Origin of the sequence: Catenulispora pinistramenti, assembly GCF_018274385.1 — a bacterium.
Taxonomy (GTDB): Bacteria; Actinomycetota; Actinomycetes; order Streptomycetales; family Catenulisporaceae; genus Catenulispora; species Catenulispora pinistramenti.
In genome coordinates, this window is the sequence record NZ_JAAFYZ010000071.1 from 29,923 (window position 1) to 42,951 (window position 13,029).

The following is a 13,029-nucleotide window of genomic DNA, read 5'->3' on the forward strand; positions in this document are numbered from 1 at the left end:
TCAGGCCGGGGCCCCCGACGGATTCGCGCCAGTGACCGGGTTGGTGCCCGCGGTCGACTGCGCGGTCGACTGTGCGGTGGCCGACTGTGCGGCGGCGGGCTCGGACACGGCGGACCCGACGGACCCGGCGCCCTCCGGCTCGGCGGCGGCCGGAACCGGCGGCGCGGGCGGCGGCATCGGCGGCGCCGGCGGCTGGTTCGGCAGCCAGCGCAACGAGACCAGCGCGGCCAGCACCGCGACGCCGGCGATCACCAGCATCGTGACCCGCATGCCGGACAGGTAGGCGTCCATCGCCTTGTGGATCAGGGCCGGGGCCTGCGTGGTCAGCCCGGCCGACTTGACCGCCTCCAGCGTCCCGCCGATCGAGCCGGCGGCGTCGTCGCGCAGATGGGCCGGCAACACGTTCACCGCGCTGCCGATCGAGTCCCGGTACTCCACCCCCAGGATGCTGCCGATCACCGCGATGCCCAGCGCCCCGGCCACCTGCCGGCCGGTCTGCGACACCGCCTGCCCGGCCGCCGCCTTCATCGGCGGCACCACGGACATCAGCGAGGCCGTCGCCGGGGCCATGATGCAGCCCCAGCCCAGACCGAACAGCAGCTGCGCGGCGATCAGCACCACCAGCGCGGTGCCGGCGCCGAAGGAGCTGGTGAGCGCGAAGGAGATCGCCATCGCCAGCGAGCCGGCCGTCACCACCATGCGCGGCCCGAACTTGGCGACCAGCTTCGGGCAGCGCGCCGAGACCACCATCGAGCCGATGCCCATCGGCAGCACCAGCAGACCGGCCTTCAGCGGCGAGTAGCCGAGCACCGCCTGGTAGTAGAACTGCGTGATGAAGATCGCGCCGATCAGCGCGAAGAAGCACAGCGCGATCACCACGGTGCCGGCCGAGAACCGCGAGTTCCGCAGCAGGCTGACATCCAGGGCCGGGGAGGCCATCCGGCGCTCGACGAACACCAGGACCGCGGCGAGCACCAGGCCGGCCGCGATCGGGCCCAGGACGTCGGCGCGGGTCCAGTCGTTCTTGTCGCCGCCGATCACGATGCCGTAGACCAGGGACGCGACCGCGACGATGGACAGCACCACGCCCAGCGGGTCGAACTTGGCCGGGTTCGGGTTCTTGAACTCCGGCACCAGCCAGATCATCAGCGCCACCGCGACCACGATCAGCGGCACGTTGACCAGGAACACCGAGCCCCACCAGAACTTGTCGAGCAGCAGGCCGCCCAGGACCGGGCCGACCGCGAAGGCCACCCCGGCCGCCGCCGCCCAGGCCGCGATCGCCTTGGCCCGCTCCATCGGCGGGAAGATCACGATGATCAGCGCCAGCGTGACGGTCGGCACCACGGCGGCGCCCACCCCCATCACCGCACGCCACAGGATCAGGGCCCCGATACTGGTGGAGAACGCGGCCAGCCCGGAGGTGGTGCCGAAGATCAGCAGACCGCCGATCAGGACCTTCTTGCGGCCGAAGCGGTCGGCGGTGACGCCCCCGGTGAACAGGAACGCCGCGAAGGTGATGAGGTAGGAGTCCAGCGCCCACTGCAGGTCGGCGTTGGAGGCGCCGAGCCCGGCCTGGATCTGGTTCATGGCGACGTTCAAGATCGTGAGGTCCATGACCACGATCAGTACGGTGACCGCGAGCAGCGCCAGAATCGCCCGGCGGCGCCCGGTGCTGAGATCAGGATTCATTGCGTCCTCGAGACTTGTGGCTGATTGCTGGGAACGGGTGCCAGGCGGGACCCTGCGAATTGGTGCTTTCGGCGTGGGTTCGGCGTTGGTGTGGTGCGGTGCGGGTGCGGGTGCGGGTGCGGTGCGGTGCGGGTTCGGCGTCTGTGCTGTGCGGTGTGGTGCCGGTGCGGGTTTGGCGTCTCTGCGTGCGGTGCGGGTCCGGATGCGGTGCGGGTTTGCCCGCTGTGCGATGCGATGCGGTGCGGGTTCGGCGCGAGACCGGCGCGATCTCGCCCCGGGTCGGCGCCGGATCCGAGACGGCACCGCAGCCTGGCCGCCGGGGGGGCTGGGGCCGCCCCTGGCCAGGCTGCGTCACACCGATCCGGCGCGGCTCACTCGGCCCAGGGCAGCGGGATCTTGTCCTCCTTGCCGGGAATCATGGCCTTGCCGCCGACCGCCATCGCGACCAGCGCCTGGGTGTCGCCGACCGCCTTGAGCTGCCGGGTGGCGCCGGCCGGGATGACCACCGCCTGACCGGCCTTGACCTGCTCGGCCGCGCCGTCGATCTCCACCTCGAAGGCCCCGGCGATGGGCATCCAGACCTGCTCCTTGTCGATCTGGTGGACCGGGGTGGAAAGGCCGTCCGCGATCTCCACCCGCCACGTGCTGACCTCGGTGCCGCCCTGGCTCGGCGCGGCCAGGCCGAACATCCCGCCGGCCGGGGTCCGGGTGGTGCGCTCTTCAGTCTCGGTAACCACGTACATCGCTTCAGCGCTCCTCGTATAAAGCTGCTTTACTTGCACCCTAAGCAAAGCAACAGGGATTGGTGTATGTCAACATGGGTGGGTGGACGCCACCGACCCGACAGACCCGCCCGAGAAGCCGATCGATCCACTTGAGGGCTCCGAACTGACCTTCCTGTTGGGTATGGCGTTCCAGCTCGTTCTCTCCGAATTCGTCCGCCGGCTGGACGTCGCGGGGTACTCCGACCTCAGGCCGATGCACGGTCTGGTCTTCCAGGCCCTGGGCACGACCGGCTCGACGAGCACCGAACTCGCCGAGAAGCTGAGCGTCACCAAACAGGCCGCCGGGCAGATCGTGGACGATCTCGAGGAACGCAAGTACGTGCGCCGCCTGCCGCACCCGGCCGGCGGCCGGCGCAAGCTGGTGGTGCTGACCGACAAGGCCTTACGGCATCTCACCGTGGCCGGCACGGTGCTGCGCGAGCTGGAGGAGGAGCTGAACGAGAAACTGGGCGAGCGCGGGCTGACCATGCCGCGGGCCGGCCTGGCCGCGGTCATCCGGACGATGGCCGGTGAGGATCTGCCGCCTCTGCGGCCGCTGTGGTGAGGCGCCTGGCCCGGCCCGGCGGTCGGACAGGTTACGCGGACCGGTCCGAACGCGCGGCCGGACTCCGGCGACGATCAGGCGTCCGCCGGGCCCGGTCCCGACCGGACATTGCCGCCGATCTTCCACGAGATGTGCGCAATATCGGTGCGCTCGGCACATTGCCGCCGCACCGAACAGATATCCCGTTCAGTGTGTCAACGGGTGAATTCACGAACGCCGCCGAAATGCCGCACCGCACCGGGATATCCCCGGCTCCCGATACCTCTGGATACCAGGTCAGGGGTGCTACCGGCGCCCCGATCGGCGGGCCCGGCCGACCGGGCGCGGCCCTCAGAATCAGTTCTCTGATTCCCGACGGGTGAGCACGATCGGCCCGTCCTCGGTGATGGCCACGGTGTGTTCGGCGTGCGCGGCGCGCGAACCGTCCGCCGAGCGGATGGTCCAGCCGTCGGGGTCGTAGACGATCCGGTCGGTGCTCTTGGCGAACCAGGGTTCCAGAGCCAGGACCAGACCCGGCCGAAGCACCAGGCCACGGCCCGATCGGCCGGTGTTCGAGATGTGCGGGCCCTCGTGCATGGTGCGGCCGATCCCGTGGCCGCCGAACTCGCCGTTGACCGGGTATCCGTAACCGCGGGCCACGGACGAGATCGCCTCAGAGATATCCCCTACCCGCCGGCCCGGATGCGCCTCCTCGATCGCCGCCTCCAACGCCTCCTCGGCGGCCCGGATGATGCGCAGATCATCAGCGGCCGGGGTCCCGACGATGACCGTGCGCGCCGAGTCGGCGGCCCACCCGTCGATCGTGACCGCGATGTCGGCCTTCAGCACGTCGCCGTCGCGCAGGACGTAGTCGTGCGGCAGGCCGTGCAGGACCGCGTCGTTCACCGACAGGCAGATGACATTGCGGAACGGGCCGCGCCCGAAGGAGGGCGAGTAGTCCCAGTAGCACGACACCGCGCCCCGCTCCTTGATCATCCCGCGCACGTGCCGCTCCAGGTCCAGCAGGTTGACGCCCACGTCGGCGAGCCGCCCGACCTCGGTCAGCACCTCGCCGACGAACCGCCCGGTGACGTGCATACGCTCGATTTCGGCAGGGGTCTTGAGCTCGATCATGGCTACCTCGCGGGGGGACTCGGCATCCACGGACGCCTACGGTATTTCTATACCGGTCACCGTAGCGCCTTCCGGTATAGAAATACCAGCCGTATCCTGAACCCATGGTCCGCCAACCACTGACCCCCCAGCAACTCGAAGCCGGCCGCCGACTGGGCTCCCGGCTGCGCCGGGCCCGGGCGGACCGCGACCTCGTCGAGGTCGCCAACGCGGCGGGCATCTCCCCCGAGACCCTGCGCAAGATCGAGACCGGCCGGCTGCCCTCGCCCGGCTTCGGCACCATCGTGTGCCTCGGCGCGGCCCTGGACGTGCCGGTGCAGGAACTGGCCGCCACGTGGCACGGCGCTGAGGTGGGGCTGGAAGCGGTCTCCTGAGCGGTCGGGCAGCGCGGCGCAATAAGTTGGGTTCCGAGCGATGAGTTTCGCATCGCGCAGTCGTCCAAGTGATTGAGCATGCCCGCAACGGGCGCCGGACCTGCCGCAGGAGGAGTCGACGATGAACAGCGCCGCTCGGAACAACGTCGCACGCCGGATGTACGAACTCGTGGAGCCGATCGGCCTCCTGCCGTACACAGCCGACGAACCCAACGAGACGATGTTCGCCCTGGGCTTCACCGACTACTGGGACACCTACTTCGCCGGCCGCGCCGCGCCCCTGGGCCAGGCCGGCCCCGAGGTGGTGGACGCGCTGTTCTACAACTTCGCCCCCGGCGAGGTGGCCCGCCACATCCCGAAGGTGTGGCGCACCACCACCCCCGAAGCGGCGATCGCCGCCCGACGCCAGGGCTGCGCGAACGCCCTGCGGCGGATCCTCGCCGACCGCATCGCGGAGCCCGCCTTCGCCCGCACCACTGAACTGTTGCTCAAGGCGGCGACCAGCGCTCCGTGCGAAGGCCGACCCATGTACGCCGCACTGCGCGCCCTCCCACTCCCCGACGACGTGGCGATCCGCTTCTTCCACGCCGGTTCCCTGCTTCGGGAGCACCGCGGCGACGGGCACATCGTGGCCCTGATGAGCGAGGGCATCGGCCGCACCGAGGCACACGTACTCGCAGCCCTCGACATGGACATGCCGGCGGAGAAGTTCGGTCGGATCCACCACCTTCCGGCGGCACAACTCGCCGCGGTGATCGACGGGCTGCGCGATCGGGGCCTGATCGGCGACGACGGATGGCTAAGCGAGCAGGGGCGCGCGGTCAAGCAGCGGATCGAGGCGCTCACCGACGAACTCGCGGCGAAGCCCTACGCGGGGCTGGCGGCGGGCGAGCTTGCTGAGCTCATCGCGGCGCTCGAACCTGTTGCCAAGGTGCTGATCGCCGCGCAGGACTAGCGCTCCAGCGGTCGCCGATGTTGGATCAGGAGCTTGAGGAGGGTCTGCGGTCCATCGCGGTGCCGGTGCGTGGCCCGCGAGGCCGGGCCGTAGGCGCGATCAACGTCTCGCTGCACGCCGCTCGCACCAGTGCGACCGAGGCTCAGCAGAACGTGTTGCCGATCCTGCGGCGCGCGGCACAGCGGATCGAGGACGATCTCGCGCTGCTGAGCTGACTGGAGCCGGCACCAAGGCCAGTACCAAGGCAGGCACTGGATCCAGTACCAGAGCCGGCACCAGAGCCCGCCCCCCTCAGCCAATAAGAACCCTTACTTGCCCGCCCACGGAGCCAGCGCCACATCCGTAGCCTCGACCAGAACCCGGTGGAACTCAGCCGGATCCTCGGGCTGGGCCGACCGCTCAAGCAGAACCTGCAACGCGGCGGTGATCGCGCCGATGAACGCCCCGGTCACGGCCGCCGCGCTGACCTCGTCCAGCGTGTCGGGGTACGCCGCCGCAAGCTGCCGCGCAATCTCACGCTGGGCATCCAGCTGGGCCTGGAGCGCACGGCCCCGCACCGCCGGCACGCTGCGGCTCAGCTTCAACCGCAGCGCCCCTTGCGGGCTCGCCATCTCGTCGCTCACCGCGCCGACGTCGCGCAGCGCGCGCAGCAGCGCTTCGGTCGGCGCCTCGTGCGGCGCGCGGGTGGCGATGGCATCGAGCGCGGTGCGGACCCGGGCGTCGCTCTCCGAGAAGAGCAGGTCCTCCTTGCTCGCGAAGTAGTTGAAGAAGGTCCGGGCCCCGACCTCGGCCGCCGCGGTGATGTCGGCGATGGTCGTCTGCTCGTAGCCGTCGCGGTCGAACAGGGTGACCGCGGCGTCGATGAGCGCCTGGCGGGTGCGGGCTCGCTTCCGGTCGCGCAGGGGTGCGGGTACTGGCGCCGGTGCGGGTACTGGCGCCGGTGCCGGTCCCGGCGCCTCGGGCTGATCGCTCACCGGGCCAGTGTACGCATCGACGGCAGTTTTGCAGTGATTGCATCTTTGCAGTGATTGCATCTACGCTGACCCCATGACCGACGTCCTGATCTGCGGGGCCGGCATCGCCGGCTCGACCCTCGCCTACTGGCTCGCCCGCGCCGGGCTGCGCCCCACCGTCGTCGAACGCTCGCCGGGCACGCGTTCCAGCGGCAACCCCGTTGACGTGCGGGGACCGGCGGTTCCCGTCGCCGAGGCGATGGGCGTCCTGCCACAGCTGCGCGCGGCGGCGACCGCGGCCACGACAGTGACGCTGCTCGCTGCGTCCGGGCGGCGCATCGCACGGATGCCCGCGCCCGCGGCCAGGGGTCGCGGCGGCGAGGTGGAGATAGCGCGCGCCGACCTCGCCGCGATCCTTTACGAGGCAGCCCGCCCCGATGCCGAGTTCCTGTTCGGCGACTCGATCACCGCGCTGCACGCCGACGCCACCGGTGTCGACGTGTGCTTCGACCACGCCCCCGACCGCCGCTTCGACCTCGTCATCGGTGCCGACGGCCTGCACTCGACCGTGCGCCGGCTCGCCTTCGGGCCCGAGCGCGACCACGTCCACCACCTCGGCCTCTACGTCGCGACGCTCCCCCTGGGCCGCCCCGCCGAACACGCCGACGAGGTGCTGCTCCACAACACGCCCGGCCGGCTCGCGTCGATCCACCCCGCGCGCGGCGAGGCGATCGCCGCGTTCATCTTCCGGGGCCCCGCGCTCCCCGACCTCGACTACCGCGACACCGAGCGGCACCGCGGCATCGTGCTCGACGCCTACGCCGGCGCCGGGTGGGAGGTCCCCCGATTGCTCGACGCGCTGCGCAAGGCCGACGACTTCTTCTTCGACGCCGTCAGCGCGGTCCGGCTCGACACGTGGAGCCGGGGCCGAATCGCGCTGGTCGGCGACGCCGCCTCGTGCGTCTCGCTGCTCGGCGACGGCTCCAGCCTGGCGATCGCCGGTGCCCACACACTGGCCGACGCGCTCGCGAACCATGACGACGTCGCCGAGGCGCTGCGTGGCTACGAGCACCGGCACCGCAAGCTGGTCGCGCCGAAACAGCGCAACATCGGTTTCGCGGCCGGGATGCTCGTCCCGAAGACCCGGCTGGGCGTGGACGCGCGCAACCTCGCCGCGCGGGTGATGCCCAGCGGCAGGCCCCGGCCCCGCGGCAGGCGCAGCGGCCAGGCCGCCTGACAGGTAGTGGCTGCCAGGTACTAGCAGGGCCTCCCGCTCGCCGACCGGCCCGTGTTCGATTGTCATGGAGACCGGAACGGAAAGGTGGACTGGGACATGGACAAGCGAATCCTGGGCAGCGGTGGTCTGGAGGTCTCGGCGGTCGGGCTGGGCTGCATGAGCCTGACCACGCGGGAGGAAGCACTACCGCTGATCCGCCGGGCGGTGGACCTCGGCGTGACGTTCTTCGACACCGCCGAGGTGTACGGCGGGCGGACCAACGAGACGTTCGTCGGCGAGGCGTTGGAGCCGGTGCGCGATCAGGTGAAGATCGCCACCAAGTTCGGCTTCAACATCGAGGGCGGCGTGCAGAACGGCGCGAACAGCAAGCCGGACCACATCCGCGAGGTCGTCGACGCGTCCCTGACCCGGCTGCGGACCGACCACATCGACCTGCTCTACCAGCACCGGGTCGACCCCGAGGTGCCGATCGAGGACGTCGCCGGGACCGTCAAGGAACTGATCGAGGCCGGCAAGGTCGGGCATTTCGGCCTGTCCGAAGCCGGGGTGGACGTCATCCGCCGCGCGCACGCCGTCCAGCCGGTGACCGCGCTGCAGAGTGAGTACTCGCTGTGGTGGCGCGAGCCGGAGCAGGAGATCCTGCCGACGTTGCGGGAACTCGGCATCGGCTTCGTCCCGTTCAGCCCGCTGGGCAAGGGCTTCCTCACCGGGAACATCACCTCAGCCGCGGACGTGTCCGGCGCCGGCGACCGCCGCTCGATCTTCCCGCGGTTCACCGACGAGACGATCCAGGCCAGCCAGGGGCTCGTGCACCTGCTGGAGCGGATCGCCAAGCGCCACGGCGCGACGACCGGCCAGATCGCGATCGCCTGGATCCTCGCCGAGGACCCGAACGCGGTGCCGATCCCCGGCACGCGCCGGATCGAGCGGCTGCAGGAGAACGTCGGCGGGGCGAACGTCACGCTCAGCGCCGAGGACCTGGCGGAGATCCAGGATGCCGCCACGGCGTTCGAGCTCACCGGCGACCGCTACCCGGAAGCCATGCAGCGGCTCATCAACCGCTGACCTACTGCCCTGCCGACGGCCTGCCTGACCACCGGTAGGGTTTGGTCGCATGCGGAACGAAGACGGCAACACCGACCGGCTGCTCGCCCACTACAGACGCTTCCTGGGCGAGCAGCACCGGGTCTATGACGGCGAAGCGGAGCAGGAGCCGCCGCGCCCATACGACCTGGTCGAGTACCGGCTCCCGGAGCCCGGCGTCAGCGCCTGGGTCACCAACGGCCTGCGGACCCAGCCGATCAGCACGCTGCGGGCCCAGGAGCTGTTCTGCTTCCTGCGCGAGAGCCAGCGCGTGACCGCCGGCACCCTCACCGCGATGGCCGCCGACGCCGTCCTCGGGCAGATGACCGGGCTGGAGTACGACGACGTCGTCAAGCACGACAGCCCGCTCATCGAGGGCACGCGGATCCACGGCGTGGTCGCCTATCCCAACCCGGTCTTCGGCACCGACTTCGATCTGGTCGACGACCGCGTCTCCCGGCTCCAGCTGCAAATCATCACCCTGATCCCGGTCACCCCCTCCGAGATCGAGTTCGTCGCCGAGGAAGGCGCCGACGCCCTCTGGGACGTCTTCCGGGACAACGACATCGACATCCTGGACATCAACCGCGCTCCGGCCCTGTAGCCGTGCCCCGATCTCGCGACCGTCTCAACGGTTGTGCGGGTAACGCACCCAAGAATGCTGCGACGATACCCTTGCCGGCATGACCAGCGATTTGTCCACCAGGCAAGATGACGCCGCATCGCAGGACGCGCACAGCCGCCTGCTGGAGCTCCGCGCGAGCATCGACAACCTCGACTCGGCGGTCGTGCACCTGCTCGCGGAACGCTTCAAATGCACCCGGCAGGTCGGCCGCCTCAAGGCCGAACACGGCATGCCGGCGGTCGACTCCGACCGGGAGACGGTCCAGATCCGGCGCCTGCGGCTCCTGGCCGAGGAATCCCACTTGGACCCGGAGTTCGCCGAGAAGTTCCTGACCTTCATCATCGACGAGGTGGTCCGCAACCACCGCTCGCTGTGACCGCGACCGCCACAGCGACGACTGAGAACCACGCGGGGAGTTAGAACCACAGGGAGTCAGAGCCGCACAGGGAGCTACAAACAAGCGGGGGCGGCCGGACCCGGCACGGGAGCAGACGCCGGGGCGCGGTCCGGTCGCGTCCGCAACGCGCCGGCCAGCACGGCCAGCGCCGCCGCGGAAACGGTGATCAGCGCGAAGGCCGCCGGATAGCCCGCGGCACCGGCCGTCCAACCGATCGCCGCCGGGGCGATCAGCCCGGACAGGTAGGTGATGGTGGCGACGCCGGCCACGCTCTCACCGAGCGAATTCCCCTTACGTCCGGCGGCACTGAACACCAGGGGCACGTTCATCGCGAGCCCGATGCCTATCAGGGCGAGTCCGAGCATGCACGGCCACGGCGTGCGGAACAGCACGACCAGAACCCCGCCGCACGCGGCCACGATCCCCCCGGCGCGGACCGCCGCGACCGGTCCGGTCCGACGCACCAACACGTCGCCGAACAGCCGGGTCGCGGTCATGCTCAGCATGAACAGCGTGTAGGCGGCGGCCGCGACCGTGGGCCCGGCGCCGACCGCCTTGGTGACGTAGACCCCTGACCAACTCGTGGTCGCGCCTTCGGCGAAGGTTCCGCAGAAGCCTGCGATGCCGATGCCGAGGATCGCGCGGGTCGGCAGGGCGAACCGGCGCGGCGCCGGAGCGTTCTGGTCTGGACCGTTCGCACCGATGTCGTTCGCGCCGAGGCTGGAGGTATCGGGGCTCAGCCCGCGTCCGGCATACCAGGCCCCGACGACCAGCACGGCGCTCGTGACGATCAGGCGCAGGCGCAGATCCAGGTGCAGTTGCGCGGCGAGGATGCCGGCGCCACCGGCGACCAGGCTGCCGAGGCACCACATCCCATGCAGCCCGGACATGACCGATCGGCCCGAGCGCCGTTCCAGCGCCACGCCTTGCGCGTTCATCATCACGTCGCTTCCGCCCGCGGCCATGCCGAGCAGCAGATACGCCGGGAAGAGCAGGACCGGGCCACCGGCCAGGACCGGAGCCGGAAGCAGCAGACACAACAGGAGGATGAGCGACCGCGTGGCACGCGCGGCGCCGATCCGGTGGGCGACGCGGTTCGCCGTCGGCATCGCGATGAAGGAGCCGATGGGCGCGCAGAACAGCACCAGGCCCAACGCGGTGGGGCTGAGCCGGTCGTGCGCCTGGAGCCAGGGCAGGGAGGTGGCCAGAGTGCCCGAAACCATTCCGTGGACGACGAAGATGAGCATGATGGCACGGTGCCGGACCCGGTCCTGGTCCCGGTCGTCTGAGTAGAGAGCCGGCGGGCTGTCCGAGCGCTGCGGGGTGCTGAGCTGAGTCACGGGAGGAAACTATCAGGGACCCTTCCTGATGGAAAGTGAAATAATCAGGGTCCCTTCCTGATTACTATGGGCCCATGAAGACCGCGACCCCGGCCACCGCCCGCGCGATCAACGACCGGCTGGCCCTCGACCTGCTGATCGAGCGCGGCCCGCTGACCGCGCCGCAGCTGCGGGAGCTGACCGGACTGTCCCGGCCCACCGTCGCCGACCTGGTGGAACGGCTGGGCACGGCCGGGCTGGTGGAGTCGGTGGGCGAAGCCGAGGAGACCCGGCGCGGACCGAACGCCCGGCTCTACCGGCTGATCGCCGAGCGGGCCCACGTCGTCGGCGTCGACCTGCGCCGCACCGGGTTCACAGCGACCGTCGCCGACCTGACCGGCGCGACAGTCGGGACGGCCACCCGGCGATTCGACGCTACAGACACCGCAGACGCCGCCGACACCGCCGCAGCCGCCGATGCCACAGATGCCGCCGACGCCGCCGACGCCCCAGCGATCGCGCCCCCTGCGAACGGCCCGCGCCGCGCGCCCGACCTGATCGCGTCCCTGGCCGAAGCCATCACGCAAGCCGCGAACGGACGCCAACCGCACATCGTCGTGATCGGCGCGCCCGGCATGGTCCACCCGCACTCGGGCCAGTCGACCGCGGCACCCGACATGCCCGGCTGGCGACCGGATCTGCCGGACGAACTCGAGCGCGTCCTGGGTGTCAGGGTACTGCTGGAGAACGAAGTGAACCTCGCGGCGGTCGCCGAGCACCGCCTCGGCGCGGCGGCCGGCCACGCGGACTTCGTGCTGCTGTGGCTGGACGAGGGCGTGGGCGGCGCGGTCGTACTGGACGGCCGGCTCCGCCGCGGCGCCTCAGGCGGCGCCGGCGAACTCGGCTGGCTGGAGGTCGACGGCGCCGAGTTCTGCGACACGATCGCACCGGAGGTCCGCGCGACCATCGCTCCCGAAGAGCTCGCCGAGCGGATCGCGAAAGGCGCGTTCGCCGCGATCTCGGTCCTGGACCCCGGGCTCGTCGTGCTCGGCGGCAGCGCCGGACGGGCCGCCGGCGAACCGCTCGCGGCCCTGGTCGCGGCCCGGTTGGCCACCAAGTCGCCGATCGAGACCGAGGTGCGGGCCAGCACGGTCGAGGGTGACGCCGTGCTGCACGGCGCCGTGCTGACCGGGCTCGACCTGGCGCGCGAGGAGGTATTCGGCGGCTGACCTGCTCAGAGCATTGATCTCGACGGTGCGGCGTTGGGACTAGTAGCGCTGTATCAGGCAACGTTTGCCCGGGAGCTTTCGCGGCGTGGATCGCGATGTGCCGGTCGGCGGGTGGGATCCGTTGGCGGGTGGAGATTGCTGGGTGCTGGGGTTTGTGGGCCGGGTTGCGGTTTGGGTGTGGGTTGAAAGGCGATTTTTACGGCCTTCGGTCATAGTTGTGCCGGTTCGGGGTTCGTGGCGGTGGGTTTGTAACTCGGCTGCCGGTTTCCGCGTTCACAACCCCGCCCCACCTCAGGCCTCTTCAACTCCAGCAAGTCAGAGCAAGGGCAAAGGGCCAGATCAAGAACAAGATCAACAGCACAGTCAAGGTCAAGGTCAAGAGCCATGGTGAAGAGCCGGGCCTCCGGCGGGCCTCGGCAACCTCAGGGAAACTAGCGCGGTTCCCTAGGGTGGCCGATCTAGTCTCAGCGGCTGCGGTCCCTGAGGTGGTTACGGTCCGTTCCCCACGGTCGCGTCGTCAGCCCGATGGGTACAGCACCGGTGTCCGGGGGTAAAGTCCGCGCGCGGCGGTTGGCCATTTGAGCTGCGGTTTTGTTCAGCGCGAACTTGACCCCCGGCCACCGGCACAATGCCGCGTAGTTAAGGTTTTGGTGGGGGTGTCAAGGGGCTGGTTGGTGGTGTGAACGAGACCTCTGATACATCGGTTCTTGTCTAGAGAAGCCG

General features: G+C 70.3%; 14 protein-coding genes. 9 read left to right on the plus strand and 5 right to left on the minus strand.

The annotated features are described in order from the left end of the window. On the minus strand, positions 1-1,692 hold the full coding sequence (locus tag KGQ19_RS21265; RefSeq protein ID WP_212010954.1) for an MFS transporter: 1,692 nt from the start codon (positions 1,690-1,692) through the stop codon (positions 1-3). Positions 1,693-2,063: 371 nt separating this feature from the next. Further along, positions 2,064-2,435, minus strand: a complete 372-nt coding sequence (locus KGQ19_RS21270) for a cupin domain-containing protein (RefSeq protein ID WP_212010955.1) — start codon at positions 2,433-2,435, stop codon at positions 2,064-2,066. A gap of 163 nt (positions 2,436-2,598) precedes the next feature. Here KGQ19_RS21270 and KGQ19_RS21275 point away from each other — a divergent pair, with 163 nt between their 5' ends. Then, positions 2,599-3,021 carry a MarR family winged helix-turn-helix transcriptional regulator gene (locus KGQ19_RS21275; RefSeq protein WP_368862130.1) on the plus strand — a complete coding sequence of 141 codons (423 nt, stop codon included), beginning with the start codon at positions 2,599-2,601 and terminating at the stop codon, positions 3,019-3,021. 336 nt (positions 3,022-3,357) lie between these two features. On the opposite strand, the gene map is transcribed toward KGQ19_RS21275, so the two are convergent. Next, complete coding sequence (gene map / locus KGQ19_RS21280; RefSeq protein WP_212010968.1) at positions 3,358-4,134, minus strand: type I methionyl aminopeptidase; 777 nt, start codon at positions 4,132-4,134, stop codon at positions 3,358-3,360. A 104-nt stretch (positions 4,135-4,238) separates the two neighbouring features. Here map and KGQ19_RS21285 point away from each other — a divergent pair, with 104 nt between their 5' ends. The 3 genes from KGQ19_RS21285 (at position 4,239) to KGQ19_RS21295 (ending at position 5,678) form a co-directional block, all read left to right on the plus strand. Then, positions 4,239-4,508, plus strand: a complete 270-nt coding sequence (locus KGQ19_RS21285; protein WP_212010957.1) for a helix-turn-helix domain-containing protein — start codon at positions 4,239-4,241, stop codon at positions 4,506-4,508. Between the two features lie 121 nt (positions 4,509-4,629). After that, a complete protein-coding gene (locus tag KGQ19_RS21290) occupies positions 4,630-5,463 on the plus strand; it encodes an SCO6745 family protein (protein WP_230419088.1) in 834 nt (277 codons plus the stop codon). Positions 5,464-5,480: 17 nt separating this feature from the next. After that, positions 5,481-5,678, plus strand: coding sequence for an IclR family transcriptional regulator domain-containing protein (locus tag KGQ19_RS21295; protein ID WP_212010958.1), 198 nt, complete (start codon positions 5,481-5,483; stop codon positions 5,676-5,678). A gap of 93 nt (positions 5,679-5,771) precedes the next feature. Here the strand turns inward: KGQ19_RS21295 and KGQ19_RS21300 are convergent, their stop codons facing one another. Continuing rightward, positions 5,772-6,437, minus strand: a complete 666-nt coding sequence (locus KGQ19_RS21300) for a TetR/AcrR family transcriptional regulator (protein ID WP_307856470.1) — start codon at positions 6,435-6,437, stop codon at positions 5,772-5,774. Positions 6,438-6,510: 73 nt separating this feature from the next. On the opposite strand from KGQ19_RS21300, the gene KGQ19_RS21305 reads away from it, so the two are divergent. From KGQ19_RS21305 to KGQ19_RS21320, 4 genes are all read left to right on the plus strand, one after another. Continuing rightward, the gene (locus tag KGQ19_RS21305; protein ID WP_212010960.1) at positions 6,511-7,653 is read left to right on the plus strand and encodes an FAD-dependent oxidoreductase; all 1,143 of its coding nucleotides are present in this window, start codon (positions 6,511-6,513) and stop codon (positions 7,651-7,653) included. A gap of 96 nt (positions 7,654-7,749) precedes the next feature. Further along, positions 7,750-8,718 carry an aldo/keto reductase gene (locus KGQ19_RS21310; protein ID WP_212010961.1) on the plus strand — a complete coding sequence of 323 codons (969 nt, stop codon included), beginning with the start codon at positions 7,750-7,752 and terminating at the stop codon, positions 8,716-8,718. Between the two features lie 49 nt (positions 8,719-8,767). Then, positions 8,768-9,340, plus strand: coding sequence for a suppressor of fused domain protein (locus KGQ19_RS21315; protein WP_212010962.1), 573 nt, complete (start codon positions 8,768-8,770; stop codon positions 9,338-9,340). 79 nt (positions 9,341-9,419) lie between these two features. After that, positions 9,420-9,737: a chorismate mutase gene (locus KGQ19_RS21320; protein WP_212010963.1), complete on the plus strand. Its 318-nt coding sequence runs from the start codon at positions 9,420-9,422 to the stop codon at positions 9,735-9,737. A 74-nt stretch (positions 9,738-9,811) separates the two neighbouring features. On the opposite strand, the gene KGQ19_RS21325 is transcribed toward KGQ19_RS21320, so the two are convergent. Next, positions 9,812-11,098 (minus strand): MFS transporter, encoded by a 1,287-nt coding sequence (locus KGQ19_RS21325; RefSeq protein ID WP_212010964.1) that lies wholly within the window; start codon positions 11,096-11,098, stop codon positions 9,812-9,814. Between the two features lie 74 nt (positions 11,099-11,172). On the opposite strand from KGQ19_RS21325, the gene KGQ19_RS21330 reads away from it, so the two are divergent. Further along, positions 11,173-12,306, plus strand: a complete 1,134-nt coding sequence (locus tag KGQ19_RS21330) for an ROK family transcriptional regulator (protein ID WP_212010965.1) — start codon at positions 11,173-11,175, stop codon at positions 12,304-12,306. The last annotated feature ends 723 nt before the right edge of the window (positions 12,307-13,029 follow it).